Annotated in this window: 24 protein-coding genes; 16 read left to right on the top strand and 8 right to left on the bottom strand. The window is 59.3% G+C overall.

Annotated features, from left to right (window positions below; translation table 11 throughout):
• Positions 1–27 precede the first annotated feature (27 nt).
• Together MUN84_RS13890 and MUN84_RS13885 are read right to left on the bottom strand one after the other, a co-directional pair.
• A complete protein-coding gene (locus MUN84_RS13890) occupies positions 28–141 on the bottom strand; it encodes a CvpA family protein (protein WP_244694612.1) in 114 nt (37 codons plus the stop codon).
• A 107-nt stretch (positions 142–248) separates the two neighbouring features.
• On the bottom strand, positions 249–713 hold the full coding sequence (locus MUN84_RS13885) for a GatB/YqeY domain-containing protein (protein ID WP_244694611.1): 465 nt from the start codon (positions 711–713) through the stop codon (positions 249–251).
• Positions 714–915: 202 nt separating this feature from the next.
• On the opposite strand from MUN84_RS13885, the gene MUN84_RS13880 reads away from it, so the two are divergent.
• The 9 genes from MUN84_RS13880 to MUN84_RS13840 all read left to right on the top strand — a co-directional run bounded on the left by MUN84_RS13880 (position 916) and on the right by MUN84_RS13840 (position 8499).
• Complete coding sequence (locus MUN84_RS13880; RefSeq protein ID WP_244694610.1) at positions 916–1629, top strand: pyridoxine 5'-phosphate synthase; 714 nt, start codon at positions 916–918, stop codon at positions 1627–1629.
• A 129-nt stretch (positions 1630–1758) separates the two neighbouring features.
• Positions 1759–2811 carry a tRNA 2-selenouridine(34) synthase MnmH gene (gene mnmH, locus MUN84_RS13875; RefSeq protein ID WP_244694609.1) on the top strand — a complete coding sequence of 351 codons (1053 nt, stop codon included), beginning with the start codon at positions 1759–1761 and terminating at the stop codon, positions 2809–2811.
• Positions 2801–3190, top strand: a complete 390-nt coding sequence (locus MUN84_RS13870; protein WP_244694608.1) for a VOC family protein — start codon at positions 2801–2803, stop codon at positions 3188–3190. Before mnmH ends, MUN84_RS13870 begins: the two co-directional genes overlap by 11 nt.
• A gap of 22 nt (positions 3191–3212) precedes the next feature.
• The gene (gene selD / locus MUN84_RS13865) at positions 3213–4271 is read left to right on the top strand and encodes a selenide, water dikinase SelD (RefSeq protein ID WP_244694607.1); all 1059 of its coding nucleotides are present in this window, start codon (positions 3213–3215) and stop codon (positions 4269–4271) included.
• A 9-nt stretch (positions 4272–4280) separates the two neighbouring features.
• Positions 4281–4454 carry a hypothetical protein gene (locus tag MUN84_RS13860; RefSeq protein WP_244694606.1) on the top strand — a complete coding sequence of 58 codons (174 nt, stop codon included), beginning with the start codon at positions 4281–4283 and terminating at the stop codon, positions 4452–4454.
• On the top strand, positions 4442–4873 hold the full coding sequence (locus tag MUN84_RS13855; protein WP_244694605.1) for a hypothetical protein: 432 nt from the start codon (positions 4442–4444) through the stop codon (positions 4871–4873). Before MUN84_RS13860 ends, MUN84_RS13855 begins: the two co-directional genes overlap by 13 nt.
• A 178-nt stretch (positions 4874–5051) precedes the next feature.
• Complete coding sequence (locus tag MUN84_RS13850; RefSeq protein WP_244694604.1) at positions 5052–6947, top strand: sensor histidine kinase; 1896 nt, start codon at positions 5052–5054, stop codon at positions 6945–6947.
• Between the two features lie 50 nt (positions 6948–6997).
• Positions 6998–7777 carry an alpha/beta fold hydrolase gene (locus MUN84_RS13845; protein ID WP_244694603.1) on the top strand — a complete coding sequence of 260 codons (780 nt, stop codon included), beginning with the start codon at positions 6998–7000 and terminating at the stop codon, positions 7775–7777.
• A 14-nt stretch (positions 7778–7791) separates the two neighbouring features.
• A complete protein-coding gene (locus MUN84_RS13840) occupies positions 7792–8499 on the top strand; it encodes an SAM-dependent methyltransferase (RefSeq protein ID WP_244694602.1) in 708 nt (235 codons plus the stop codon).
• A 56-nt stretch (positions 8500–8555) separates the two neighbouring features.
• On the opposite strand, the gene feoB is transcribed toward MUN84_RS13840, so the two are convergent.
• Together feoB and MUN84_RS13830 are read right to left on the bottom strand one after the other, a co-directional pair.
• Positions 8556–10739: a ferrous iron transport protein B gene (feoB, locus tag MUN84_RS13835; protein ID WP_244694601.1), complete on the bottom strand. Its 2184-nt coding sequence runs from the start codon at positions 10737–10739 to the stop codon at positions 8556–8558.
• Positions 10740–10748: 9 nt separating this feature from the next.
• The gene (locus MUN84_RS13830; RefSeq protein ID WP_244694600.1) at positions 10749–11015 is read right to left on the bottom strand and encodes a ferrous iron transport protein A; all 267 of its coding nucleotides are present in this window, start codon (positions 11013–11015) and stop codon (positions 10749–10751) included.
• Positions 11016–11277: 262 nt separating this feature from the next.
• On the opposite strand from MUN84_RS13830, the gene MUN84_RS13825 reads away from it, so the two are divergent.
• Together MUN84_RS13825 and MUN84_RS13820 are read left to right on the top strand one after the other, a co-directional pair.
• Entirely contained in the window at positions 11278–11883 is a 606-nt protein-coding gene (locus MUN84_RS13825) for a carboxypeptidase-like regulatory domain-containing protein (RefSeq protein ID WP_244694599.1), read from the top strand.
• Positions 11820–12143: a hypothetical protein gene (locus MUN84_RS13820; protein WP_244694598.1), complete on the top strand. Its 324-nt coding sequence runs from the start codon at positions 11820–11822 to the stop codon at positions 12141–12143. The genes MUN84_RS13825 and MUN84_RS13820 overlap by 64 nt, the downstream gene beginning before the upstream one ends.
• A 184-nt stretch (positions 12144–12327) precedes the next feature.
• On the opposite strand, the gene MUN84_RS13815 is transcribed toward MUN84_RS13820, so the two are convergent.
• On the bottom strand, positions 12328–12978 hold the full coding sequence (locus MUN84_RS13815) for an OmpA family protein (RefSeq protein WP_244694597.1): 651 nt from the start codon (positions 12976–12978) through the stop codon (positions 12328–12330).
• A gap of 68 nt (positions 12979–13046) precedes the next feature.
• Positions 13047–15560 (bottom strand): bifunctional UDP-N-acetylmuramoyl-tripeptide:D-alanyl-D-alanine ligase/alanine racemase, encoded by a 2514-nt coding sequence (locus MUN84_RS13810; RefSeq protein WP_244694596.1) that lies wholly within the window; start codon positions 15558–15560, stop codon positions 13047–13049.
• Between the two features lie 71 nt (positions 15561–15631).
• On the opposite strand from MUN84_RS13810, the gene MUN84_RS13805 reads away from it, so the two are divergent.
• The 3 genes from MUN84_RS13805 to MUN84_RS13795 all read left to right on the top strand — a co-directional run bounded on the left by MUN84_RS13805 (position 15632) and on the right by MUN84_RS13795 (position 20277).
• Positions 15632–16381, top strand: coding sequence for an EamA family transporter (locus MUN84_RS13805; protein WP_244694595.1), 750 nt, complete (start codon positions 15632–15634; stop codon positions 16379–16381).
• A gap of 229 nt (positions 16382–16610) precedes the next feature.
• A complete protein-coding gene (locus tag MUN84_RS13800) occupies positions 16611–19199 on the top strand; it encodes a YfhO family protein (RefSeq protein ID WP_244694594.1) in 2589 nt (862 codons plus the stop codon).
• Between the two features lie 181 nt (positions 19200–19380).
• Positions 19381–20277, top strand: a complete 897-nt coding sequence (locus tag MUN84_RS13795) for a 1-aminocyclopropane-1-carboxylate deaminase/D-cysteine desulfhydrase (protein WP_244694593.1) — start codon at positions 19381–19383, stop codon at positions 20275–20277.
• A 159-nt stretch (positions 20278–20436) separates the two neighbouring features.
• Here the strand turns inward: MUN84_RS13795 and MUN84_RS13790 are convergent, their stop codons facing one another.
• Positions 20437–21678, bottom strand: coding sequence for a hypothetical protein (locus MUN84_RS13790; RefSeq protein ID WP_244694592.1), 1242 nt, complete (start codon positions 21676–21678; stop codon positions 20437–20439).
• A 111-nt stretch (positions 21679–21789) separates the two neighbouring features.
• On the opposite strand from MUN84_RS13790, the gene MUN84_RS13785 reads away from it, so the two are divergent.
• Positions 21790–22425 carry a DUF4230 domain-containing protein gene (locus MUN84_RS13785; RefSeq protein WP_244694591.1) on the top strand — a complete coding sequence of 212 codons (636 nt, stop codon included), beginning with the start codon at positions 21790–21792 and terminating at the stop codon, positions 22423–22425.
• 147 nt (positions 22426–22572) lie between these two features.
• Here the strand turns inward: MUN84_RS13785 and MUN84_RS13780 are convergent, their stop codons facing one another.
• Positions 22573–23076 carry a regulatory protein RecX gene (locus tag MUN84_RS13780; protein WP_244694590.1) on the bottom strand — a complete coding sequence of 168 codons (504 nt, stop codon included), beginning with the start codon at positions 23074–23076 and terminating at the stop codon, positions 22573–22575.
• A 228-nt stretch (positions 23077–23304) separates the two neighbouring features.
• Here MUN84_RS13780 and MUN84_RS13775 point away from each other — a divergent pair, with 228 nt between their 5' ends.
• The gene (locus tag MUN84_RS13775; protein WP_244694589.1) at positions 23305–25974 is read left to right on the top strand and encodes a DUF5686 and carboxypeptidase regulatory-like domain-containing protein; all 2670 of its coding nucleotides are present in this window, start codon (positions 23305–23307) and stop codon (positions 25972–25974) included.
• Positions 25975–26027: the final 53 nt, after the last annotated feature.

Raw genomic sequence — 26027 nt, 5'->3', positions numbered from 1 at the left:
CATCGTTTAGCAACAGCAAACCACCCACTACCCCAGCACCAGCGCCAGCAACGAGGCTACCTCCAGCAGCAACCCGCGCCGGTAGCCTTTCACCGCGCCAATGCCCAGCGGAATAAGCAGCAGGATATCAAGGGCGGACACAAGGTGGAACAGTGAAGAAGTGAACAGGTGAGTTTGACGGGCTGTCCTAGCAAGGACGCAGATGGCGGTGACCCATCTGCACCCTTTCGCTACCCATTATTGCCCTCTTACAGATTCGTGTTGTTAAGCAGGTTATTTACTACCTGTGAAATCTGCCGGCCATCGGCCTGACCTGCCAATTCGCGGGCGGCTACCCCCATTACCTTACCCAAATCAGAAGGGCCGGTGGCTCCTACGCGCTGGATGATGCCGACGAGCTTTTCCACCAGATCAGCCTCTGACAGTTGCTGGGGCAGGTACTCTTCGATGATGGCCAGCTCTGCCAGCTCTATTTCTTCCAGGTCAGAGCGGAACTGCTTCTGGTACATTTCGGCGGCTTCGCGGCGCTGCTTAGCCGACTTGGTTAGCAGCTTCGTTTCGGCCTCAGGAGTTAGGGCCGCGCCGTGTTGTCCTTCGGCCGTTTCCGCCAGCAGGATCTGGGATTTAATGCTGCGCAGGGCGGTCAGACGAACTTTGTCTTTGGCCAGCATAGCCTTTTTAATATCAGCGTCGATGGTTTCTTTCAGAGCCATGGGAAGGAGAATAAAGGAGGTGCAAGATTACGGGTTATTCCCGACAACGGGGTCGACAAGGCCCTTTTTCAGCTGCGGGAGAACTGCTTGTATAGGCGGTAACGTAACGTTGGGGTTAGCAGCATGACCGGAAACGGAAAGCGAGGTGGGCTGTTTGAGGTTGTATCTTTGACCACGTACCTCCCGGCCAGCCTACCCTACTATGACGAAGCTCAGCGTAAACATAAATAAAATAGCCACCCTGCGGAACGCCCGCGGCCACAACCGCCCCGACCTGTTGCAGGTAGCCCGCGACTGTGAGCGGTTTGGCGCCCAAGGTATTACGGTGCACCCGCGGCCCGACGAGCGCCATATTCGCTACCAGGACGTGCACGATCTTAAGCCCCTGGTTACCACGGAGCTAAACGTGGAAGGCAACCCCACCCCTGATTTCTTAGCCCTGGTGCGCGCCGTGCGTCCGGAGCAGGTGACGCTGGTACCGGACGCACCCGATGCCATTACCTCCAATGCCGGCTGGGATACGGTCCGGCACCAGGAGTATCTGCAGGATGTGGTAGCGGAGCTGAAGAGCTTTGGGGCCCGCGTCAGCATCTTTCTGGACCCGGTGGTAGAGCTGGTGCACGCAGCAGCTAGCACCGGCACCGACCGGATTGAGCTGTACACCGAAGACTACGCCCGCCGCTACCACACCGACCGGGAAGCAGCTATTCGCCCCTACCGAGAAGCCGCGGAAGCTGCCCAACAGCTGGGCCTCGGCCTTAATGCCGGCCACGACCTCGACCTGGACAACTTGGCCTACCTTCACCAAAACCTGCCGGGCCTGGCGGAGGTGAGCATCGGCCACGCCCTGATTTGCGACGCTCTGTATTTGGGTCTGGAAAACACCATTCAGTTGTACCGGCGCCAGCTAGCTTAGGGGATTACCAAGAAGGAAGTAACCATTCATAATCGGGCCGGTAGGCTATATGCCGCTTCAGTTGGCGCCCGGTGGCACCGGCCACTTCGTACTTCTTCATTCCTCATTTTTGGTTCTTCATTCAACAACATGCCCCGCTTGTCCCTCTCCGACTTCCTGCAAGGCCCCGCCGAAGCTCCCATTCTTGATGTGCGGGCGCCGGTTGAGTACGCCCAGGGCCACATTCCCGGAGCGCTGAGCTTTCCGCTGTTTTCGGATGAGGAGCGGGCCCGCATTGGCACCACGTATAAGCAAATGAGCCAGGAGAAGGCCGTGCTGCTGGGCCTCGACTTGTTTGGGCCGCGCATGAGTCAGATGGTGCGGCAAGCGCAGAAGCTTGCCCCTCACAAGCAGGTGCGCGTGCACTGCTGGCGCGGCGGTATGCGCAGCGGGGCCGTGCAGTGGCTGCTGGAGTTGGCTGGCTTCCACGTGCATCTGCTGAACAAAGGCTACAAAGATTACCGGCATTGGGCCCTGGCTGAGTTCGGGCAACCCCGGTCGTTGCTGGTGCTCGGCGGCCTAACCGGCTCGGGCAAAACCGACGTGCTGCAGGCCCTGGCCGCCACTCAGCAACCCGTCCTCGACCTGGAAGGACTGGCCAGCCACAAGGGGTCGGCGTTTGGCAGCATCGGGCAGCCACCTCAGCCTACCCAGGAGCAGTTTGAGAATGAGTTGGCGGCGGTGCTGGCTACCCTGCCGGCGCAGGTTCCTATCTGGGTCGAGGACGAAAGCCGCACCATCGGTAGCATGCACGTTCCCCCGCCCCTATTTGCCCAACTGCGCACGGCCCCGCTGATTTTACTGGAAATTCCTCGTGACGTGCGAGTGCGGAAGCTAGCCGAGGAATACGGCCGTCACGACCCAGCTGCCTTGGCTACCAGCATCCTCCGCATCCGAAAGCGCCTGGGTGGCCTGGCAACCAAGGAAGCCCTGGCGGCCATTGGCGAAGACGATATGGAGAAAATGGTCAGCCTCGTGCTCGACTATTACGACCGGACTTATACGCACGGACTAGCCGACCGCCCGGTCGTGCGCGTAGCCTCCGATACCTGCGACCCGGCTATTAACGCCCACCTAGTGCAGCGGGCCGCCCAGGAAGCTGGTTTTCTGACCACTCATCGGCCTACTTCCCATGGTTCCTAAGCTGCGCGTAGCTCGCCCTACCGATCAGCTAGCAGCCGTAGTACGGTTTTACCGCGACGGGCTAGGCCTTCAGGAATTAGGCTCTTTTGCGGGGCACGAGGGCTTTGATGGGGTAATGCTAGGGCACCTGCAGGCCCCCTACCACTTGGAGTTTACTTCTCAGCCCGGGCACTTTGTTGGCCGGGCTCCAACGGCTGATCATCTGCTCGTATTTTACCTACCCGACCGGCTGGAATGGCAACTGGCTGTTGACCGGCTGCAGGCTCAAGGGTACCCATCAGTGCCGGCCGCTAACCCGTACTGGGACAAGCTTGGGCTTACTTTCGAAGACCCGGATGGTTACCGGGTAGTTTTACAGCAAGCCGCCTGGAATTATTAATCACGCGCCTCCTACCACCTCTATGTCTTCTGTCTCCAACCCCACCGACCACATTCGCCTTACTCAGTATAGCCACGGCGCGGGCTGCGGCTGCAAAATTGCGCCTAAAGTGTTGGATCAGATTCTGCACACCAGCATTCCGCAGCCCCACAACGACAAGCTGCTGGTAGGAAACTCCTCCCGCGACGATGCCGCCGTGTATGATATCGGGGGCGGGCAGGCCCTGATCAGCACCACTGATTTTTTCATGCCCATCGTGGATGACGCCTACGATTTCGGGCGTATCGCTTCGGCCAATGCCATCAGTGATGTGTATGCCATGGGCGGGCGGCCGGTCATGGCCATTGCCGTGCTGGGCTGGCCCATTGACAAGCTGTCGCCCGAGGTTGCTCGGCGCGTAATTGAAGGTAGCCGCAGTATCTGCGCCGAAGCTGGTATTCCATTGGCAGGGGGCCACAGCATTGATTCGCCGGAGCCCATATTCGGTCTGGCCGTTACCGGCCTACTCGACATCAGCAACCTAAAGCAGAACGATACCGCCACGGCCGGCTGCGAGCTGTACTTGACCAAGCCGCTGGGGGTAGGCATGCTCACCACGGCCCAGAAGCGCGGCATCTTGCGGCCGGAACACGAGCAGCTGGCGCCCCACAGCATGATGCAGCTCAACAAAATTGGGGAGCCGCTGGGCAAGCTCCAGGCCGTGCGCGCTATGACGGACGTAACGGGCTTTGGGCTATTGGGCCACCTTGCCGAAGTGTGCGAGGGGAGCAACCTGACGGCCGAGGTAGACTTCAGCAAAGTACCCCTGCTGCCGGAAGCCGAGCAGTACCGCGCCCAAAAGTCGATTCCGGGCGGCACCGTCCGGAACTGGGATTCTTACGGCCACAAAATCGGGGAAATTACCGAGGAGCAGCGCCAGTGGCTCTGCGACCCGCAAACTTCCGGTGGCCTGCTAGTATGCGTGGAGCCTGCGGGCCGAGACGCTGTGCAAGCCATATTCGCGGAGTACGGCTTAGCTTTGGAGTCTTTCGGCCGGCTGCGCGAGCACGCGGCCGGGGAGCCCTGGATTCTGGTGCGCTAAGCCCGATAAATGAAAGTGTTGCCCTTTCTGCGGCCGCTGCTGGAGGCGGCGGCCGCCATTACCCTAATGGTGGTCGGTCTGCGAGTAATTACCGGCTTTTTCACCCGCAAAAGTCGGGTGTACCGCCCCACCTTTCTGCGGCAGTTTGCGCTATTGTTCTGGCCGTTACTGTGCCTGGGGTAGGCTTACCTTTTCTAGGAACCTTTTTCTACGCCGGTACGCTCTCGAGCTACGAGCTGGTTCTGCTGACGGCCGTGGCGGCCGTGGTGCTGGGGTTTTCCGTGCCGGCCTTCCTGCTGCATAGCCAGTACTACGCGCGTAACCTGCACACTACCCTTGTTTTCGACCCGAAGCAAAACGTGTTGGAAGTGTACGAAGGCCGGGTTCGGATTCCGTTTGGCAAAAAGGATATTGCGCGGGTAGAGCGGGTGACTTGTAAGTCGGAGCGGCTTTTCTGGAGTAACTACACGTACCTGAAGCTGCAGTTGCAGACCGGCGAGGTGCTTACCCTTACCTCCCTGCTGACTAATTTGGAACCCGTTACGGAGTTTCTGCGCAACACGCCTCTGGAGAAAAAACAGCGGTGGTTTTGCTGGGCCTGAGGCGAGAGAAAGTTAGCCGTATCGTGCGCCAGCCTCCTCACCCGAAACAAGCTAAACCATACTAATATAAGACAGTTGCTGCCTTCTTATTTAATAGCAACTCCTCTATATTACGCAATCGAACCCCTGCCCATCCGGTACCCATCAGGAGCCCGGCCATCTTATTGCCCCGTTGCTGATGCAGCGCCTGCTGATTCTCTGTTTTTTATTCTGTATTGCCTATACGGTAGCCTCCGCCCAATCAACGGAAGCTACGTTGCTGCGGAAGCTCCGCACCCAACCCGCCGATACGGGCCGGGTGCGGCTGCTCAATGCTTTGTGCTACGAACTGCACGACAGCGCGCCCACCCGCGCCCTCACCTATGGGGAACAGAGCAGGGCGCTGGCCCGTCGTCTTCAGGACCAGCCGGGCCTGTTACAGGCCTTGCTCAACCTGGGTAGCTGCTATGCTAACCTAGCCGACGGCCCGCACGCCTTGCAGTTGCAGCAGCAAGCTCTTCAGCTAGCCCGCCGCCTTAACAACGTAGATGGTATTGTGCGCAGCTACGCGGGTATGGGCGGCGTCTATCATGAGCGTAACGACACGGCAGCGGCCCTGCTGAACTACCGCCGGGCCCTGGAACGAGCTTACGAACCCCGGGTGACCGTCCGGACCCAACTCATGCTTTTCGGCAACCTGGGCAACCTCTACTTCAACCTGGGGCGCCGCCAGGAAGGGCTAGTATTCACTCGCCGGGCCTTGCAACTGGCCCGCCGCACCGGCGACCGGCCCGGAGAGTCGCTGTACCTAGCCGATTTGGGCTCCTTCTACCTGCAGATGAACCAGCTGGAAACAGCGGAAGGATTGCTGCGCCAGTCGGTTATGCTGGTTGAACCGCTCAATATTCCTCGTTTCGAGGCGGGCCACCTGGAGCTGCTGGCAACGGCCCTACTACTTAAGTCGGAGCTGGAAGAGGCGGAGGAGCTTACCCGCCGGGCACTGGCCCTTTCCCGCCGCATCGACTACAAAGAGCGGGTATTGGATGCCTACAGCTTGCTGGCCGAAATCAGTGCCAGCCGGCGCAATTTTGAACAGGCGTTTACATGGCAAAATCGGTTTCGGGACCTGAATGACAGCCTCAACAGCCGCTCACGGGTGCAAACCTTAACCGCCCTGCAAACCCGCTACGAAACAGCCGAAAAAGAAGGCCAGATCCGGCGGCTTACCGAGCGTGGCCTAGCCTCCCAGCAGCGCAACCGGGCCCTTTGGGGCACTATTGCGGCCCTGGTGCTGGGCTTGGGTGGCATGGGCCTGCTGTACTTTAAGCTGCGGCGCAGCCGGGAGGCCCTGGCCGTTAACCACCGCTTCTTGGAAGAGGCCACTAAGGAGTTGCGGCAGGTAGCCGCCTCCAAAGACCGGCTCTACGCTATTGTGGCCCACGACCTACGCGGCCCCGTTACCTCGTTTGCGGGCGTTACCGAGCTTATTGATTTCTACCTCAAGCAAGGCGACGAACAAGGCCTGCGGCGCCTGCCTGACCTCGTGCGCCAGTCGGCCCATCAGCTCAACCATCTGCTGGATAACCTGCTAAACTGGGCCGTTAACCAAACCGGCGAGTTAGCTTTTCGTCCTGAGCGGTTACCCGTGGTGGAGCTGCTTACTCAGGCGATACAACTTTACACTAACACGGCTGAGGCCAAGCAGATTACGCTCCGGCTGGAAGCTCTACCGGAGGCAGCAGTGTGGGCAGATGCGCACATGACCCAGACAGTGCTGCGCAATTTGGTAGGTAATGCGCTGAAGTTTACCCCCAGTGGCGGCACTATTCAGCTCGGGGCGGAAGCGTTGCCCGGTTCCGGGGTGCGGCTAAGCGTAACCGACACGGGCGCTGGCATGGATCAGCGCCAGGTCACGGCCCTGCTTACGGACGCCGGACCCACCAACCACCCCATGCGCGGCCCTCGTTCCGGTACAGGACTGGGCCTGCTGCTCTGCCGAGCCTTCATGCACCGCCAGGGCGGTAGCCTCGATATTAAAAGCGTGCTGGGCCAGGGAACTACCGTGGCCATTACCCTACCTGCCGCCCGGGCCTGAGGCTGACGACGGGCCGTTGCTACTGCCAAAGTCCCCATCTTTGCAGGGTTATGCTGCAACTTCACTTCCGCGAAATGGGGCAGGGCGCCCCACTAGTAATTCTGCACGGCCTGTTTGGCACCCTCGACAACTGGCAAACCCTAGCCCGGCGCTGGGCCGAGGCGGGTCACCGCGTTATTGTGGTGGATTTGCGCAACCACGGTCGCTCCCCGCACGCCCCGGAACACACCTATGCGCTGATGAGCGAGGACGTTCTGGGCCTGTTCAATCAACTTCAGCTCGGCCCCGACACGACCCTGATGGGCCACAGCATGGGTGGCAAAGTGGCCATGCGCTTCGCCCTCGACTACCCCGCCCGCCTAGGCAAACTGGTGGTAGTTGACATTGCCCCGCGCTTTTCCGACATGCGCCACCAGGACGATATTCTGGCTGGTCTGCACGCGGTGCCACTAGCTGCTCTGGAAAACCGACAGCAGGCCGACGAAGCCCTGGCCCGTTACATCCGGCAGGTAGATGTGCGCCAGTTTCTGCTGAAAAACCTGTACCGCCGCGAGGACAACTCTTTTGCCTGGCGCCCTAACCTGGAGGCCCTGACTGCAGAAATGGAAGACATCGGCGCCGAAATAACGGCTGAGCAGCCCTTCCTGAAACCTACTCTGTTTATCCGCGGCGGCAAATCAGACTACGTTACGACGGAAGACAAGCTCTACAGTATTCCGGTGCTATTCCCGAACTCCCAAGTAGAAACCGTGGTAGACGCGGGCCACTGGGTGCACGCCGAGAAGCCCGAGGAAGTATTTGGGCTGGTGAAGGCCTTTATTGAACAGTAATTGCTAGCCGAATTGTGAAAGGCACCCTCTACCTTATTCCGACCGTGCTGGCTGAAGACACGGCCGCCCAGGTCCTGTCCCCGCAAGTAGCTACCCAGGTGGCCGGGCTATCCTACTTTCTGGTGGAGAATGCCCGTACGGCCCGGCGCTTTATCAAAGGCGTAGCCCCGCAGCAAGTCATTGAGGAGCTGCGCATCAGCGTCATTGACAAAGACAGCACCGAGGCGCAGATTCAGGCGGCCCTGGCCCCGGTTGCGGCCGGCCAAGATGCAGGCGTCATTTCCGAGGCTGGCTGCCCCGGCATTGCGGATCCCGGTGCCGAACTGGCCCGCCGGGCCCACCAACTCGGCATTCGTGTAGTACCCTTGGTAGGCCCTTCCTCCCTACTGCTGGCCCTGATGGCCTCGGGCATGAATGGCCAGAGCTTTGCCTTCCACGGCTACCTGCCCATTGAACGGGCCAAGCGCGTAGCGGCTATTAAAAAGTTGGAGCAGCAAGCACTACAGCAGCAGCAAACCCAGCTCTTCATCGAAACGCCCTACCGCAACTTGCCCCTGCTCGAAGACCTACTCCAGACCCTACACCCCGGTACCCGCCTATGCGTGGCGGCCAGCCTCACGGCTGAAAACGAGCTGGTGCGAACCGATACCGTAGCGGGCTGGAAAAAGGCCGGACCGCCCGATATTCACAAGCAGCCGGCCGTATTTCTGATTGGGCACTAACGCCACAGGGCCGCCGGACAAGTGTCCGGCGGCCCTGTGGCGTTTATTTTTCTGGCTTATTTCAACACCTGATACACAATCAGGGACGACACGTAGGCTAGCCCTGTCATGTAAAGCATCTGTAGGATGGGCCACTTCCAGCCCTTGGTTTCGCGGTAAGTAGCAGCCAGGGTGCTCATGCACTGCATGGCAAACACGTAGAAAACGAGCAGGGAAAAGGCCCGGGCTGGCGTGAAAAATGGCTGCCCGTTTTCATCCTTTTCAGCAGCTAGCTTTTGCTGCACCGTCTGCTGATCGGCGTCTTGGCCTACACTATAGATGGTAGACATGGTGCCCACGAACACTTCCCGGGCGGCAAACGAGGTAATCAGCGAAATACCAACCTTCCAGTCGAAGCCCAGGGGCCGAATACCCGGCTCGATAAAGTGGCCGAAGATGCCAGCGTAGGAGCTTTCCAGCTTTTCAGAAGCTACTCGGGATTCTATTTCTGCCGGACTCAGCCCTTGCGCCCGTCCTTCGGTAGTAGCCTGGGTTTCGGCCCGCTCCAGCGCGTCGCCCGGACCGTAGGAGGCCAGCACCCAGAGCATGATGGAAATGGCCAGAATAACCTTACCCGCCTGGAAAACAAAGGCTTTTACTTTTTCTACGATGGTAATGCCCACGTTTTTCCAGCGGGGCCAGCGGTACACCGGAAACTCCATAATGAAGTAGCTCCGCTCCGTGGTTTTAAGCAGCAGCTTCATGGCCCAGGCCGAAAGAATGGCCGCAAAGAACCCCAGCAGATATAGCCCCATTAGGGCTACCCCGCGCAGGTTAAAGATACCCAGCACCGGCTCGTCGGGCACGACCAGCCCAATCAGCACGGTATACACCGGAATCCGGGCCGAGCACGACATAAGCGGCGTTACGAAGATGGTAATGAGCCGGTCCTTGCGGTTTTCAATGGTGCGCGCGCTCATAATGGCGGGCACGGCGCAGGCTACCCCCGAAATCAGGGGCACAATGCTTTTACCGTTCAGCCCAAACCGGCGCATAATCCGGTCCATCATAAAGGTCACGCGGGCCATATAGCCGGTTTCCTCCAGCACGGCTATAAAGGCGAAGAGCAGGGCAATCTGGGGAATGAAAATTAGCACGCCGCCCAGGCCCGCCAGCACGCCTTCCGTCAGCAGGTTAATTAGCGGCCCATCGAAATTACTCTGGATGAGTCCGTTAATCCAGGCTACGCCCTGATCAATCAGCTCCATGGGGTAGCTGGCCCAGGCAAAAACGGCCTGAAACATCAGAAACAGCACCCCGAAGAAAATCAGGTAGCCCCAGACCTTATGGGTCAGAATTCGGTCGAGACGGTTGCTGTAGGGCTCGTTTTTCTCGGTGCGCGTAACCGACACGCAGTTAAGCAGTATCTCGTTGATTCGCTGGTACCGGTCGATGGTTTCCTGGGCCTGCCGGGCTGTGGGCTCAAAACCGTACTGCTCAGTCAGCTCCTGGATATAGGCCCGGTCATCGGCCGTCAGAAAGCTGATGTGGCGGTACTGATGGGCGTAGTGCAGGGCCAAGTAATCGTTGTGCAGATTGAAGTAGTAACGAATCTGCCGAATCATGGGCAGCAACTCTTCCTCCGGCTCGTAGAAATGGGCCTTGGGGGCACCCAGCGTCTGGGCCATAACAATCTTGAGCGCGGCAATGCCCACGCCCTTGCGGGCATTCATTGGGATAATGGGCACGCCCAACTCCTCCTGTAGGGCGGCCACATCAATCCGCACGCCGTGCTGCTCGGCCACGTCCATCATGTTCAGGGCCAGCACCGTGGGTAGGCCCATGTCGGCCAGCTGGGTGAACAGCAGCAGATTACGGCGCAGGTTGCTAGCGTCGGCCGTTACCACCACGAAGTCAGGGTACTGCGCGCTGGTTTGGTCATAGAAAAGGTCCGTGATTACCTTTTCATCCAGGCTTTTGGGGTAAAGGGAGTAAGTACCCGGCAGGTCAATGATTTCGGCCCGGTGCTGTGAGGTAAGCTGGCTGGTGCCGGTTTTGCGGTCCACCGTAACGCCCGGGAAGTTGCCTACCTTCTGGTTGAGGCCGGTGAGCTGATTAAACAGCGAGGATTTGCCGGAATTGGGGTTACCAACCAGCGCAATGCGCGTCAGCGGGCCCGGTTGGCGCAAAGCATTCACGTCAAGCGGAGCACCTGCTACCCCCACGCCGGCCCGACCGGAAAGTAATTGCCCGCCTACCATGTACTGAGGTTATTTCAGAAGAATCGTTGCCGCCTCACTTACCCGCAACGACAACGTATAATCGGCCATATCTCCCACCACCAGCGTAATAGGGCAGCCCAACGGTGCCCGGCTGTTGAGCCGTACCTGCGTGCCCGGAATGCAGCCCATTTCCAACAGCTTCAGGGCCATCTCAGGATCTTTCAGGCAACAAATAGTGCCGCTCTCCCCCAGCTGGAGGTCTTTCACGCTGCGAGGCGCGGCCGGCGTAGGAGCAAGAGGTTGGCGCTTGGACACGGGTGGGGTTATTTAGATTTACTTCAAACAAAGGTACCACCCTTTTAGGTTTCGGCCAAAATCAGGTTTTTCCCAGATTATAGTTCGCCACAAACCGATGCTACTTCCTAACTGGCTGATTTGTAATTATTCCGCAGACAAATTGCATTGGTATAAATATTCTCAGAACACTTGCATTTAGTGCCCGGATTCATTGTAATTTTGGGATATCATATACTGTCTGCATATGCTCCAACGCGTACTTTCTCTTCTCTTTTTTGCTTTGCTTCTTCCAGCACTAAGTTTTGCTCAGGAGAACAAAATTTCGGGCCGCGTCGTCGATGAAAAGACCAAGGAGCCCATTCCATTCGCCTCTATTGGCCTGAAGGAAGAACAAACCGGTGCTCTTACCAACGAGTACGGTTATTTCCAGATAGCCATGCCGGAGAAAAACCCCCAAGACTCCCTGGTGGTAGTAGCCCTGGGCTATTTTCACAAGGCGGTTCTGGTTAAGCCGGGCATCAAGATTCAGGATATGATTATTGAGGTTCCTAAGCGCGCCATCGAGCTGAAGGAAGTTAAGGTAATCAGCAGCGCCAAAATCAAGAACCTTGACCTGGGCTCGAAGTCAAATACGCCGGGCGAGGGTATGATTCAGGGTATGCCGGGTAGCCAGTACGCCTTCTTCGTGAAGAACGATAAGGCGAAGAAGCTGGGCAACGTACGGTCGGTATCCTTTTACATCGGTGAAAACGGCTTCCCCGCGAGCCTTTCCGCGTCCGTCTTTATAAGGCCGACGGTAACTACAACTCGCCCAACACCGACTTGCTCACGGAAAACATTGTGGTTTCGGCTCCCAAAGGCGGCGAGTGGTATACTATCGACCTGACGCAGTACAATATTGAGGCGCCAGTAGAAGGTTTTTTCGTGGCCATGGAGTGGATTGTGAGCGGTGACAAGTTCTACACCACGAACTTCATGGACAACTACACTCCCTACGGTCAGATTCTGCGTCCCACGTTTGAATTCAAGGAAAGCCGCACTTGGAACTACACCATCGGCCGGGGCTGGAGCCTGATTACGCTCGCCAACAACGGCATGCGCTACAACGCCATGATCCGGGCCGAGGTTGACCAGATCAAAGACTAATCACAGATTTCCACGGAAAAAAGCGGATCGGTCGGATTTCGTAGCCGGCGCTCTTTACCGTCAATAAAAAAGGCTTGCCAAATGGCAAGCCTTTTTTATTTCAACATTATTTGGGTCTACCGAATCGTATTGGGGCATTTATAGAATCCGCCCAATCCGCTTTTCTCCGTGGAAATCCGTGAGCTTATTTGCGCACGGCAATTTCTACCCGGCGGTTTTCCTGACGGCCGGCGGCGGTAGCGTTGCTAGCAACGGGAGCAGCTTCGCCCATGGGCTCGAGGCTTACTTTGTCGGCGGCTACTTGGCCATTTTTCACGAGCCAGTCGCGTACGGCGGCGGCGCGCTGGGCGCTTAGCTCGCGGTTGTAGTTTTTGTCGCCGCGCGAATCAGCGAAGCCCATTACCTGAATGTCCTTGCCGCGGTGGCGACGGGCAATAGAGGCGCTGATTTCGGACAGGGCCCGGGTAGCGGTAGGCTTGATGGTGGCTTTGTCCGTATCAAACAGTACTTTTTCTTCCAGGGCGTACACGTTGTATTGGTCGTCGCCGCGGACGCTAACTTCCGGCAGGTCAATTTCTTCCAGCTTCACGTCCGCCAGCTTGGCTTTCGTCATATCCCAGGCGTTGCTTACGGCGTTGCCTGCTTTGTCAGCGGCGTTGTCGACAGAGCCAGCTGCGGTGGCAGCGGCATCACCGGCCGTCTGGCCGTCGCGGTATACCACGGCGGTATCGGCGGTAGCTTCTTGGGGCTGGTCTTTTTCCTCGGGCTTTTTCAGGTCAGAGCAGGAGGCGAGCAGCGTAGTCGCTGCTAGCAGAGAGAGCAGGTGCTTTTTCATAAATAGGGGGAGTGGTTGTGTATCGGTCAAACTACGGGGAAAGATGGGTAATGTTAGGCTAGCGGCCATTACTCGGTTACAAATACGCGCTTGACCCGCTCGCTCACGTTGGTAAGCAACTCGTACGGGATGGTGCCAATGCGGGTCGCCAGTTCCGTCAGGGGTAGCTCCTCCCCGAAAATAACTGCCGGGTCGCCGGCTTGGGCCTCGGCAATAGCAGTTACATCCACCATGCACATGTCCATGCACACGTTGCCGATCAGGGGGGCGCGCCGACCCCGAATTACTACCTCGCCTACCCCGTTGCCAAAGCGCCGGTCGTAGCCATCGGCGTAGCCAATGGCCAGGGTAGCAATGCGCCGTTCGTAGTCAGCGGCCTGGCCACGCCGGCCGTACCCGACGGTAGCGCCGGCGGGCAGGGTTTTGATTTGGGAAACCGTGGTGCGCAACGTGCTGACGGGCCGCAGCGCATCCGGCTCCTGGCCGCTGGCTTCAACCCCGTACAACCCAATGCCCAGCCGAACCATGCTGTGCTGGGCCTCCGGAAAGCGCACAATGCCGGCCGAATTCAGGGCGTGTTGCAGAATGGGGTAACCCAGAGTCGCTTCCAGCTGGGGCACCATGCGCTGGAAGGCCGCTAGCTGCTGCCGGGAAAAATCGTTGTGCTGAGCTTCGTCGGCGCCGGCCAGGTGGGTCAGGGCGCTGGCCACGCGCAGGTGGGCGGCATTGTCGCGCAGCAGCTGGCAAAGCTGAGGCACGTCTTCTTCGGCAAAGCCCAGGCGGCGCATCCCGGTATCGAGTTTGAGGTGAATGGCGGGCAGGGCCTGCTCCCGGGCAGCCGCTAAGTAGTCGTGCAAGCGCTCAAAGGAGTAGATTTCGGGCTCTAGGTGGTACTGACGCAGCTTCTGGAAGGCATCGGGCGAGGGGTTCATCACCATCACTGGCAGACTGATTCCATGCTGGCGCAGCTCTACGCCTTCGTCGGTGTAGGCCACGGCCAGATAGTCGGCGCGGTGGAACTGGAGCAGGTTGGCCACCTCGTAGGACCCGCTGCCGTAGGCAAAGGCTTTTACCATAACCATGAGCTTCACATCGGGCTGAAGCCGGTGGCGGTAGAAGTTGAGGTTATGCACCAGGGCATCAAGGTTGACTTCCAGCACCGTACCGTGAATTTTCTGCTGGAACGCGGCCACAATTCGCTCAAAACCATAGCGGCGGGCGCCCTTCACCAGAATGGTTTCGCGGCGAAACTGTTCGGGCTGAAACTCCAGCAAAAAGGCTTCCGTGTCGGGGTAGAACGCCGTGCTCAAGCCCTGAAAAACAGCCCGATGCTGGCTGATATCTGGCCCGATACCCACGAGGCGGTCGACGCCGTGGGCGGGCAGCAAGGCGGCGGCGCGGGCGTACAGCTCGGCCCCACCCAGGCCCGACTCCAGCACATCGGACAGAATAAGGGTGCGGCGGCCGCGGCGAGGCTGGCGGGAAAGGGCATCGAGGGCGAGGCGCAGGCCGGCCAAGTCGTTGTTATAGGTGTCGTCGAGGACGTAGCAGTCGTTGAGGGCCTGCTTCATTTCCAGGCGCATGGCTACCGGCTGGAGCCGGTCGAGGCGGCGCTGAATTTCGCTGGGCACTACTTGGCGCCACAGCAGCACGGCTAGGCCATGCAGGGCGTTTTCCACCGAGGGCTCGTCGGCGAAAGGCAGGGTGAACGTGTACTCTTGGGGCCGGGGGCGGGCCCGCTCCAGGCGCACCACCGTGCGGTCGGCGGAGGCTTCATGAATAGTAACCAGCAGGTCGGCTTCCTGGGCGTCGAAGCGGGCCCGCTGGCGCGTCCAGGCGCTGAGTACGGTGCGCGTGGGTCGCAACTGCTGGCGAGCCGCCGCGTGCACCAGGGCGTGGTCAGCGCAGTAGAAGAGCGTATCCACATCCTCAAACAAGCGCATTTTCTCGGTCACTTTCTCAGCCGAGGATGTGAAGCCCGCGTCGTGGGCCGTGCCGAGGTTGGTGAAGATGCCAAGGGTAGGCTGAATGATGCGGGCCAACCGCCCCATTTCGCCGGGCTCGGAAATGCCCGCTTCGAAAATGCCCAGCGTGTGCGTCTCGTTCAGCTCCCACACGCTCAGGGGCACGCCCACTTGAGAATTATAGGAACGCGGGCTTTTGCAGATTAGCTCGTCGGGACTCAGCAACTGGGCTAGCCACTCCTTTACAATGGTTTTGCCATTGGAACCCGTGATGCCGAAAACCGGCAGGTGAAACCGGCGACGGTGGTCGGCGGCGGTGGCTTGCAGGGAAGCTAGGGAGTTAGCAACCAGTAGGAAGCCGGCTTCGGGGTAGGCATTTATTTCTCCCGGCACCAACGTTACCTCTTCGACCACAAACAGCCGCACGCCCGCCTGATACAACTCAGGCAGGTAGCGGTGGCCGTCGTGCTGGGGGCCGCGCAGGGCAAAGAACACGCTGCCGGCTGCGGTGGTTACCTGCCGGCTGTCCAGGAGCAGGCGGTGCACGGGCGCCGGCGAGGCGGGCAGCTGCAGCAGAGTGCCGCCGGTAAGCGCAGGAAGGTCAGAGAACTGGAGCATAGCGGCGTAAAGGTAAGGCCGCGGCGCGCAGAGCCGGCAGCGCGTATCTTTGCCGTCTTATTTAGTATTCAGTGTCTCTTTCTCGTCATCACCTGGCGGCCCTGGCGGCCTTTCTCATTTGGGGTTTCTTCCCGATTCCGTTGCGTTGGCTGGCTGGCTACCCCAGCGGGCAAATTCTCTTCTTCCGGATTCTGCTTTCCTTGCTGCTCCTGCTGCTGATCCACGGCCTGGGCCGGCGGGCTACGGTGCGCGCAGTGTGGGCTCAGTGGCAAGCCGCCCCACCCGCCGAGCGCCGACAAGTGGCGCTGAGTACTGGAGTAGGCGGTTTGCTGCTGACTTCTAACTGGCTACTGTTCATTTATGTCGTTAACCAGGTGAGTGTGCAGGCGGGCTCGTTTGCCTACCTCATCTGCCCAATTCTTACGGCCTTGCTGGGCTTTGCGCTGCTGGGCGAAAAGCTCCGGACCAATCAGTGGGTAGCCATTGGCCTGAGTGCGTTGAGCTGCGCCCTGCTGGGCGCCGGCCAGCTGCATACGCTGCTGATGAGCCTGGTGGTAGCTTCCACCTACGCCATCTACCTTATCAGCCAGCGCCGCCTGCAGGGCTACGACCGATTGGTGCTGCTGACGGTGCAGCTGCTGCTGGCGGCCTTTCTCATCTTGCCCCTGGCGCCGCTGTTGGGCGCCCAACCCCTGGCCGGCCTGCACGACACGCACCTATTGCTGGTTACTGGCCTGCTCAGCGTGGGCTTTACCGTGCTACCACTTTTTCTGAACCTGTATGCCCTGAATGTGCTGCCATCGGGGCGGTGGGCATCATGATGTACCTGAATCCGCTGGTCAGCTTTGCCCTGGCATTTCTGTATTTCGGGGAGCGAGCTTCTACCTCGCAGCTGGTTGCCTACGGCGTAATTTTACTGTCAGTGGTGCTGTATAATCTCTCTTTCCCGCGGCGGCCACAGTCAATAAACAGGTAAAAACGGGTACCTTCGGGCTGCCCAGCCGGGCCGTGGGGCGCTGGCAGGCAGTTTTCCGACTCGTAGTAAGCCGAATGACAACTCCTTTCCGTCCGGCCACCGCGCCGCTCTGGCGCCGGGTGCTGCCGCACCTGCTGGCCGTCCTGTTTTTCCTGGTGCTGGCCGCCGTGTACTTCTCCCCCATCTTGTTCGAGGGCAAAACCCTGGCCCAGCACGACATTGTGCAGTTCAACGGTGGGGCTCATGAAGCGGCCCAGTACCGGGAGCAAACCGGCCAAGAGGCCCTCTGGACCAACTCCATGTTCTCGGGGATGCCGACCTACCTGATCAGCACCCGCTTCCCCGGCGACCTGAGCGTGTACCTGCACAAGCTGTTTACGCTGGGCTTGCCGGCCGTGGTAGCCAACTTGTTCCTGGCCCTGGTGTGTGGTTACGCCCTGTGTATTGCCCTGGGCCTCTCGCCGCTGGTAAGCGTGGTAGGAGCCGTAGCCCTGGGTTTTACCAGCTACAACCTGATCATTCTGGCTGCCGGCCACAACACCAAGAGCTTGGCCTTAGCCTACGCCCCCCTGGTGCTGGCGGGTTTGCTGGTGGCGTTCCGGCGCAATAAATGGCTGGGCACAGCCCTATTTGCCCTGGGCCTGGCCATGAATGTGCGCTCTAACCACCTTCAGATAACCTACTACCTGCTGCTGCTGGTGCTGGTGTTTGGGGTAGTGGAATTGGTTTTCGCGTCCCGTGAGAAGCGTTTGCCTGACTTTTTCACCCGCACGGCTTTGCTGGCCGTAGCTGCCCTGCTGGCCGTGGGCGTGAGCTTCGGCCGCCTCTATACTACCCTGGAATACAGCAAGTACAGCATCCGGGGCAAATCGGAGCTGAAAACGGCAGCCCCGACTGCGCCGGGCCAAGCCGCTACCCCTGCCGACGACAGTGAAGGCTCGGGCCTGGGCAAGGAGTACGCTTTCAGCTATAGCTACGGTATCGGCGAAACGGCTACCCTGCTCATTCCGAACTTCTACGGCGGAGCTTCGCAGATGAAGCTGAGCGAGAACTCCGAAACCGGCAAGGCCCTGGCCGCGGCCGGCGTACCGCCCGTGCAGCTCACGGACTACCTGGCCCAAATGCCTACTTACTGGGGCGACCAGCCCATTACTAGCGGCCCGGTGTACGTGGGTGCGGTGGTGTTCTTCCTATTTGTGCTGGGCTTGATGGTGGCCGACCGCCGCACTCGCATCTGGCTGCTGGCCGGCACGTTGCTGTCGGTGCTGCTGGCCTGGGGTAAGAACTTCGAGACGTTTAACTACCTGATGTTCGACTTCTTCCCCGGCTACAACAAGTTCCGGGCCGTGAGCATGGCCCTGACCATTGCCCAGTTGACCATGCCCCTGCTGGCCGTGCTGGCCCTGGCCCGCGTGCTGCGCGGCCGTACCACGGCAGCGGCCCCAGTAGCCGCGGCTCCGGTAGCCGCCAGCCCCCACCCGAGCCTGGCCGCCCTGGCCGGTAAGCCCGCGGATGATGCCGACACGGCCGCGCTGAAAAAGCAGGTGCTACGGGCGCTGGCCATTACGGTGGGCCTATGCGCCCTGGCGTTCTTGGTTGGGCTGGTGTCCGACTTCGCCGCCCCCATTGACGCGCAACTGCAGCAGCAAGGCTTCCCGCTGGACGCCCTGCGCGCCGACCGCGCCTCCCTGCTCCGCACCGACGTATTCCGCTCCTTATTTTTTGTGGCCGCCGCCGCTGGGGTACTCTGGTTTTTCCTGCAGCGCAAGCTCTCGGCCGGGCTAGCTGCTACACTAGTAGGGGTACTAACTCTAATTGACCTGTGGGGAGTGGACAAGCGCTACCTCAACGACGGTAACTTCCAGCAGGAAACTATTGCCGAGCAGTTCGTGCCCACTCCCGCCGACCAGCAGATTCTGCAGGACAAGGACCCTAACTACCGGGTGCTCAACGTGCAGAACCCCTTTAATGAAGCCCAAACTTCTTATTTCCATAAGAGCATCGGGGGCTACCACGGGGCCAAGCTGCGCCGCTACCAGGATTTGATTGAGCGGCAGATTTCGCAGAACAACACCCAGGTACTCAACATGCTGAATACGCGCTACGTCATTGTGCCCGGTCAGCAGGGCCAGCCCCAACAGGTGCAGCGCAACCCCGGCGCCCTCGGCAACGCTTGGTTTGTAAGTCAGGTGCAGAAGGTGCAAAACCCCGACCAGGAAATCAGTGCCCTAACCAGCTTGAACGCCGCTACCACGGCCGTGGTGGACGCCTCCAAGTTTCCGCAAGTGAAAACCTCTTACCCCACCGCCGGCGCCAGCATCGGGCTTACCAAGTACTCGCCCAACGAGCTGACGTACCGCTCTAACGCCCCCGCAGAAGGCCTAGCCGTTTTCTCGGAAATCTACTACCAGGATGGCTGGAACGCTTACATCGACAGCAAGCTCGTGCCCCACTTGCGGGCTAACTATGTGCTGCGAGCCCTGCCCGTACCGGCTGGTTCGCACACCATTGAGTTCAAGTTCGAGCCTACCGAGTACGCCATTGGCAACACGGTTTCCATGATTTCCTCGGTGCTGCTGATTGCCGCCCTTCTGGGCGCCCTGTTCTACGCCCTCAAGCGCCGCCCCGAGCCCCACTCCATTCAGGACACTATGCTGGCCTAGTAGTGAAATGGTACGTTAGCAGGTAGAAAATTGGTCATCCTGCGTAGCGCGAAGGACCTTGTCACGCGTAAACGAGTCGTTGTTACGATGTCGTGCTGCCGCGTGATAAGGTCCTTCGCGCTACGCAGGATGACGTGTTATTAAAGCATTAATTCCTCTATCTCACGCTTCGTCTTTCTCTATGCTTCTTCAGCCGCTGCATGAGCCTGCCGCCGATAAGGCGGGTGTTCGGCTGCTCCTGCTGCGCGACGATCTGAATCATCCTGAGTTGCCCGGCAATAAGTGGCGCAAACTCAAGTATAACCTGCAGGAAGCGCGGCGGTTGGGTCATGATACGCTACTCACCTTCGGGGGCGCGTACTCCAACCACCTGGCGGCCGTAGCTGCGGCAGGCCGCCTAACGGGGTTGCGCACCATTGGCATCGTGCGGGGTGAAGAGCTAGGTAGCCGGCCGCTAAACCCCACGCTAACCCAGGCCCGGGCCGATGGCATGGAGTTGCGTTTTCTGGACCGTGCTACCTACCGCCGCAAGCAGGAACCGGATGTGGAGGCGGCCTTACTCCAGGAAACGGGTCCGGCCTACGTACTGCCCGAAGGCGGCTCCAACATCCTAGCTCTGCCGGGCTGCGCCGAGCTAGTTGCAGAGCTTGCGCACCTCACTGAGTTTGACACCCTCTGCGTAGCCTGTGGCACCGGCGGCACCCTGGCTGGCTTACTCACGGGCCTAGCCGGGCAGCGCGAAGCTCTGGGTTTTGCGGCCCTGAAAGGCGCCGATTTCCTACGGGCTGATATCGACGCGCTAACCCAGCAAGCAGTGGGGCGCAGCTACGCCAATTGGTTTCTCCACACGGCATATCACGGTGGTGGGTACGCCCGTTTAAGTCCGGAACTGCGCCGCTTTATTCAAGAGTTTGAGCATCGTCACGGCGTTCTGCTTGACCCCATTTACACCAGCAAGATGATGGTAGGCATCCTAGATTTGCTGACCCGTGGCTACTTCCGACGGGGTAGTACGGTAGTCGCCATTCATACCGGCGGTTTGCAGGCCTGGGCCGGTTTTGGCGGTAGCGGTGCATAAAATCACTTTGCGTACTGCTTCTCTACGCTAATTGAAAATACAGCCTCAAGCAGGGCATCTTGCGGGCTGACGCCAGGTTTGCTGCTACAACATCAACCCGCAATGCGCTTCGCTTCCAGCTTTGCATGATGGCCAGCACTGCGTCAACCACAACTTTTACTACCTGCTTTCACCCTCTGATACCTCCGCAATAAGTGACGGGTGACTGCTTTTCTCCAGCCACTGCTGGGCCCGCCGCCACAGGGGTAGGGCCCCCAGAGTGGCCAGGGCAAACACGTAGGGCAACACAGGACCCGAAAACCGAATATCGTAGTCCTCAATGGTGAGCGTGATGATGCCGGCCTGCACTACGAAACCGGCCGCCAGAAACACCCGCATGGGCCGTGCCACGAAACGGTAAGCCAGTCCGCGCAGCGCCAGCCAGTAAACCAACGGCAGGGTCATAAACTGCCAGAAAATGTGCAAGGCCGAAAAGTAGGGCTTGGGAAAACCCATAAAAAAAATTAGCTTCCAGATAGCCAGCTGCCCGAAGTAGCGCGGATTATGCAGGATAAAATATGCCAGCCGTTCTACCGGCGTAGCATCCGGCGCGGGCAGCGCTAGCGGCCCAGTCGGGTGCATCAGGATGCCATCGTACATGAAAATGATCATGCCCTCCCGGTAGGTTTTTATCAGTTGAAAAGTAAGTAACAGCTGGTTGAGCGCCGTCCAGGCCACTGGCAACAGCAGTAGCGCCGCCCCTAGCACCAGCCACTTCAACCGGCGCGGCCCCCGCTGCTGCACCACAACGGCCAGGGCTAAGGCCGCTGCTACCAGGGCCACAAACCCGTTGGGCCGTACGCTCACGGTGATTAATAGCACGAGCAGGGCTAGGGCCCCACTGCCAACCGTACGCACGCGTGCCACTGCCCAAAAAGACAGCAGCAGCAGACTGGTAAACAACGACTCCGTCAGTAGAAAAGCGTTAAACCGTTGAATGTCGGACCACCCGATGTAAAGCAACGTTGCTAAAAAGGCTGGCTCCCAGGCGCCGCGACCTAGACGCCGGACAGCGCGGTAAAGCGCTACGGTGGCTACGCCGGCCACCGCATATTGGCCTAAGGCCATGGCCGTGCGCCCCAGCCCTACCTTCAGGAATGCACTCAGAAATAACGGGTAGCCAATGTAGCGGGTGTAGTGCACCTTCACGAAGTTGCCTTGCTCGGCTATTTGGTGGGCGTAGTCGAGGTAGTGGACACTGTCGCCATAGGCGTGCGGACTGTGGTTTACGTGCCAACTCACCACTTGCACCCCCAGCCAGCATAATACCAGCACCGCCACGTGGTAGCGGGCCAGCAAGCGCAAGCCGCGCAAAGCCAGCGCACTAACACGGGGTAGCAGAAAATTAGGAGCAGCGGCCATCAACGGTAACTAATATGCCCTAAAGCTAGGCTGCCAAGCCGGAACTGCGCGCCCCGGTCGTCGTTGGGCCAGTAGCTTGCGTATACGGGGCCATTACTGCTCTGCTTCTGTATGCCTCTACCGCGTTTGCTACGCCGCCTGCTGCCCTTAGCTTTTCTGCTGGGCCTGGGCTGGTTTCTCTGGCTGAAAGTCCGTCCGGTCTTGTCTGAGTTGGACAATCCGCTCAGCCCCACCCCGCGCATTACCGTGACGCACAATACCGTGCTGCAGAAGGTAGAAAGCCTGGGCCGACTGGAGTTGGTGCGCTACCAATTTAGGGATGTAGTGGAGTACAAGAAAAGCACTTACCGTTTCCTGCCCGACGCGAAAGTGGCGCTCATTGTAGCCGGCAATGCCGTAGGCTGCCTCGATTTGCGCAAAGTGCGCCCCCAGGACGTCGTGCTGGAAGGCGACTCGGTGCTTCGGCTGGCCCTACCGGCGCCGGAGCTATGTACTTGGCAAGTCGACCACGCCAAGAGTAAGGTGTACAGCGTGGAAAACGGCTTTTTCCAGGATGCAGAACTGGTAGACGCCGGCTACAAGTACGCCGAAGCCAACGTGCGCACCGCCGCGCTGCAGTCCGGCATTCTGGCCCAGACCACCCAAAACGCCGAGCAGATTCTGCGGCCCATGCTTGAGACGATGACTGGCCGCCGAGTGGTGCTGGTGCCCCGGCTGGAAAACCCACTCCTACCCGCCCGCCGGTAAGTAAGGGTCTGACTAAGCACTGTAAGCTGTCATTCCGACCATAGGGAGGGAATCTGGCTTAGACACCAGAAGATTACCCCAGATTCCTCCTTACGGTCGGAATGACAGTAGAACATTACGTAGGCCTGTGGCCCCCAGAGTCATCGGCTAGTTTTCCTCTTCTTCGGGAGCTTTACCGAGGTCATTCAGAGCCATTTTTATCAGGTCCTGCTCATAGCCCTTGCCCACGAGGTAAAGCTGAATTTTTTGGCGGCGCTTACCCGGATGGCGCTCCTTTTCCTGGCGGTCCTTTTTCTCCAGCACGTCCACCAGGTTCTGGTAGTACTCGTCTCCGTCAATTTCCTTCATGCCGGCTTTAATACAGTACTCCGACAGGCCTTTTTGCTTAAGCTCCTGTTGAATACGGCGGCGGCCCCACTTCTTCTGACGTACGTGACCCCGCACAAAGCTCTTGGCGTAGCGCTCCTCGTCCAGCAGGTTTTCCCGACTCAGCCGGATCATGATTTCCCCCGCCTCATCCTCAGTCAGGCCGTAGTCGCGCAGTTTGCTTTCGGTTTCCTTGAACGTGCGCTCCTGGTAGGTGCAGAAAGCGGCAATTTTTTGCAGGGCCTCGGTGGGAGTATAAAATTTCTTCTTGGGCTGATTAATCATGGGGCAGAAAACGGAGTAGCGCGGCGGAAAGGATGTAAATAACCCAACACGGCCCAGCCTGCCTTGATTCCGCAGGAAGGCATAAGTCGGGAAGTTTGGGCAGCTAAGGTGCTTTGGGCTGGCGCAGTGAAGAATCGGGAGCTGTGGCTAGTATCGGGGCGCTGGGCAAGGTAGCGGAAGATCTATTTTCATCCTCAGCCAACCATTGCCGGCGCTATTTCCTCTATCTTGATACCACTTGTGATGATTCCGCAAATGCACCGCTATTTCCTAATTTTACTTCTACTGCTACATACCGTTGCGCCCGCTGCCGCCGGTATCGTCCGGGGCCGCATTACTGATGCGAAGGGAGAAGGCCTGGCGTTTGCCAACGTGGCCGTGCGCGCCAGCACCACCAGCACCGCCTCCAACGAACAAGGCAACTACCAGTTGCGCCTGCCCGCCGGCCGCTACGAGTTGGTGTTTCAGTACGTGGGCTTCAAGCCCCGGCTCGAAACCGTGCGCGTGGCCGGCGGCGACACGGCCACGGTACTCAACATCACGCTCAGCCCGGAAAACTACCAGCTGCGCGAAGTCATTGTGCGCTCCACCGACAAGGACCCCGCCTATACCATCGTGCAGCAGGCCATGCAGTGGCGGCGCTACCACCAGCGCGAGGTAGCGGCCTTCAAAGCCCGTACTTACATCAAAACCCTGGGTCGCTTTACCGATGTACCGGGCAAGATTCTGGGCCTAGTGAAAGTAGGGCCCGACATCAAGCCCGGCATTTTTTACCTCTCCGAAACCGTATCGGAAATGAGCTTCCGCCAGCCCAACGTGGTGCAGGAGCGCATGATTTCCTCCCGAGTCAGTGGCGACACCAAAGGCATCAGCTTCAACCGGGCCAGTGCCGGGCGGGGCCTGAATTTCTACCAGAATGTGCTGAAAAGTGGCTTTTCGGAGCGGGGCTTCGTCTCGCCCATTGCCGCCAATGCCCCGCTGTTTTACCGCTACGAACTGGAAGGTAGCACCCGCCAGGGCGCGCTGCTGATTCATAAGATTAAGGTGACGCCGCGCCGCCGCACCGACCCCGTATTTGCGGGCCACATCTACATTGTGGATGGCACTTGGCGACTACACTCCGTGGCCCTAAACCTGAGCAAGGATGCCCAACTCGACTACGTAGACAACCTGCACATTGAGCAGATTTTCGCGCCCGCACCCGGCCCGTCGGATGTGTGGGTCATGCAGTCACAGAAGGTAACGGTGGGCTTCACGGCGTTTGGCTTCAAGGGCAACGGCTACATCACGGCCATCCTCTCCAATTACAAGGTGACCCCCACGTTCCCGAACCGCCCCGCTCCTACTACCCCCGCGCCCGCCCCCGGCCCTGATGCGGCCGACGAGGCGCCGGCGGTAACTCGCGAAACGGTGGCTCAGGTGAAAAAGCAGAAGCCCAAAGTGGATGGCCTCAACCGCACCATGCGCCGCCAGAGCCGGCAGGTGGCCACTACCCGCGACACGAGCAGCCTTGCCCTGGGCCAATTGAAGCGGGGTGAGGTGATGCTGGTGGAAAAAGGCGTGAATGAACGGGACACCAGCTACTGGACGTCCATTCGGCCGGTGCCGCTCACGGAAGAAGAGCAGAAAGACTACCAGGTAAAGGACAGCACCGAGGTTATCCGCAATTCTCGCCCCTATCAGGATTCCTTGGACCGCAAGCGCAATGAACTCAGCCCCAGCAAGTTTCTACTAACGGGCTACGTGTACAGCAACACCTTCCGCAAGCGCCAGTGGTACGTGGCGCCGGTGTTCAACATTGTGAACTACAACACGGTGGAAGGGCTGGTCATCAACCCCCAAGCTACCTACACCCAGCGCACCGACGACCGGCGGGCCTGGTCCGTGACTCCATCCTTGCGCTACGGTTTCAGCAACGAGCTGCTTAGCCCCAGCGTAGCCGCCTCCTGGCAGCTCGACGCCGTAAAATTAGCCCGCATAAGCGTGGTGGCAGGCCGCACCATCGAGAATTTTGACCCCAGCAGCCAGCTTACGCCGTTTATCAACACGTACTACACGCTGCTGCAAAACCGCAACTACGCCAAGCTCTACCGCCGCGACGGACTGCAGCTAGGCTACCAGTGGGAGCCCCTGAACGGCCTGACCGTGCAGACGACGGCCAGCTATTTCACTCGCCACGAGCTACAGAACACTACCTTTAAGCTGCTCACTGACCACGAAGACCGCACTTTCACCCCGAACGAACCCGTCAACGCGGAGCGGCCCGACGGCACTCGTTTTGGCCGCAGTCAGGCACTTACTACCGAAATTACGGCTTCCTTCCGGCCGGGCCAACGCTACATCACCCGTCCCGATGGCAAGTTCAACCTCGGCTCCAAGTACCCCACCTTCTCCCTGACCTGGCGGCAGGGCATTGGCGGTATTTTGGGTTCCGATGTGCGCTACACGCTCCTGGAAGCCGGTGTGCGCCACTCTGTTAGCCTGGGGTTGTTGGGCACCAGCAACTATCGGGCGGCAGCCGGTTTTTTCCCCGGCTCACCCCGGCTGGCCTTCATGGATTTCCGCCACTTCAGCGGTAACCGCACCTACCTCACTGAGGACTTCGCCAAGTTCCAACTGCTGGATTACTACCGCTTCAGCACCGCCGATAAGTTTCTGGAAGCCCACTACAACCATCATTTCAATGGCTTCCTGCTGAATAAGATCCCGTTGCTGCGGCGTTTGCACTGGCAGGAAGTGGCCTCGCTCAACTACCTCACCACGCCTACTGCCAACCATTACCTGGAGCTGGGCGTGGGCGTAGAGCACGTATTCAAAATTCTGCGCGCCGACTTCTACACCAGCTTGCAATCTGGGCAGCGGGACGGCACGGGCGTCCGGATTGGAATTGGGTTTTAACCGCAGCAAAAAGGGAGTGAAGTTTAGCTACTTCACTCCCTTTTTGCTGCGGT

Source organism: Hymenobacter sp. 5516J-16 (assembly GCF_022919335.1).
GTDB lineage: Bacteria > Bacteroidota > Bacteroidia > Cytophagales > Hymenobacteraceae > Hymenobacter > Hymenobacter sublimis.
Note: the sequence above shows the minus strand (reverse complement) of the source record. Positions and strands in the feature narration are given on the sequence as shown.

Bases quoted from the DNA above. Each gene is read 5' to 3' on its own strand.
- feoB (WP_244694601.1), bottom strand. From the start codon at position 10,739: ATGGTAGGCGGGCAATTACTTTCCGGTCGGGCCGGCGTGGGGGTAGCA.
- MUN84_RS13785 (WP_244694591.1), top strand. From the start codon at position 21,790: ATGCCTCTACCGCGTTTGCTACGCCGCCTGCTGCCCTTAGCTTTTCTG.
- MUN84_RS13795 (WP_244694593.1), top strand. From the start codon at position 19,381: ATGCTTCTTCAGCCGCTGCATGAGCCTGCCGCCGATAAGGCGGGTGTT.
- MUN84_RS13860 (WP_244694606.1), top strand. From the start codon at position 4,281: ATGAAAGTGTTGCCCTTTCTGCGGCCGCTGCTGGAGGCGGCGGCCGCC.
- MUN84_RS13870 (WP_244694608.1), top strand. From the start codon at position 2,801: ATGGTTCCTAAGCTGCGCGTAGCTCGCCCTACCGATCAGCTAGCAGCC.
- MUN84_RS13810 (WP_244694596.1), bottom strand. From the start codon at position 15,560: ATGCTCCAGTTCTCTGACCTTCCTGCGCTTACCGGCGGCACTCTGCTG.
- MUN84_RS13850 (WP_244694604.1), top strand. From the start codon at position 5,052: ATGCAGCGCCTGCTGATTCTCTGTTTTTTATTCTGTATTGCCTATACG.
- MUN84_RS13800 (WP_244694594.1), top strand. From the start codon at position 16,611: ATGACAACTCCTTTCCGTCCGGCCACCGCGCCGCTCTGGCGCCGGGTG.
- MUN84_RS13885 (WP_244694611.1), bottom strand. From the start codon at position 713: ATGGCTCTGAAAGAAACCATCGACGCTGATATTAAAAAGGCTATGCTG.
- MUN84_RS13880 (WP_244694610.1), top strand. From the start codon at position 916: ATGACGAAGCTCAGCGTAAACATAAATAAAATAGCCACCCTGCGGAAC.
- selD (WP_244694607.1), top strand. From the start codon at position 3,213: ATGTCTTCTGTCTCCAACCCCACCGACCACATTCGCCTTACTCAGTAT.
- MUN84_RS13815 (WP_244694597.1), bottom strand. From the start codon at position 12,978: ATGAAAAAGCACCTGCTCTCTCTGCTAGCAGCGACTACGCTGCTCGCC.
- MUN84_RS13790 (WP_244694592.1), bottom strand. From the start codon at position 21,678: ATGGCCGCTGCTCCTAATTTTCTGCTACCCCGTGTTAGTGCGCTGGCT.
- MUN84_RS13845 (WP_244694603.1), top strand. From the start codon at position 6,998: ATGCTGCAACTTCACTTCCGCGAAATGGGGCAGGGCGCCCCACTAGTA.
- MUN84_RS13780 (WP_244694590.1), bottom strand. From the start codon at position 23,076: ATGATTAATCAGCCCAAGAAGAAATTTTATACTCCCACCGAGGCCCTG.
- mnmH (WP_244694609.1), top strand. From the start codon at position 1,759: ATGCCCCGCTTGTCCCTCTCCGACTTCCTGCAAGGCCCCGCCGAAGCT.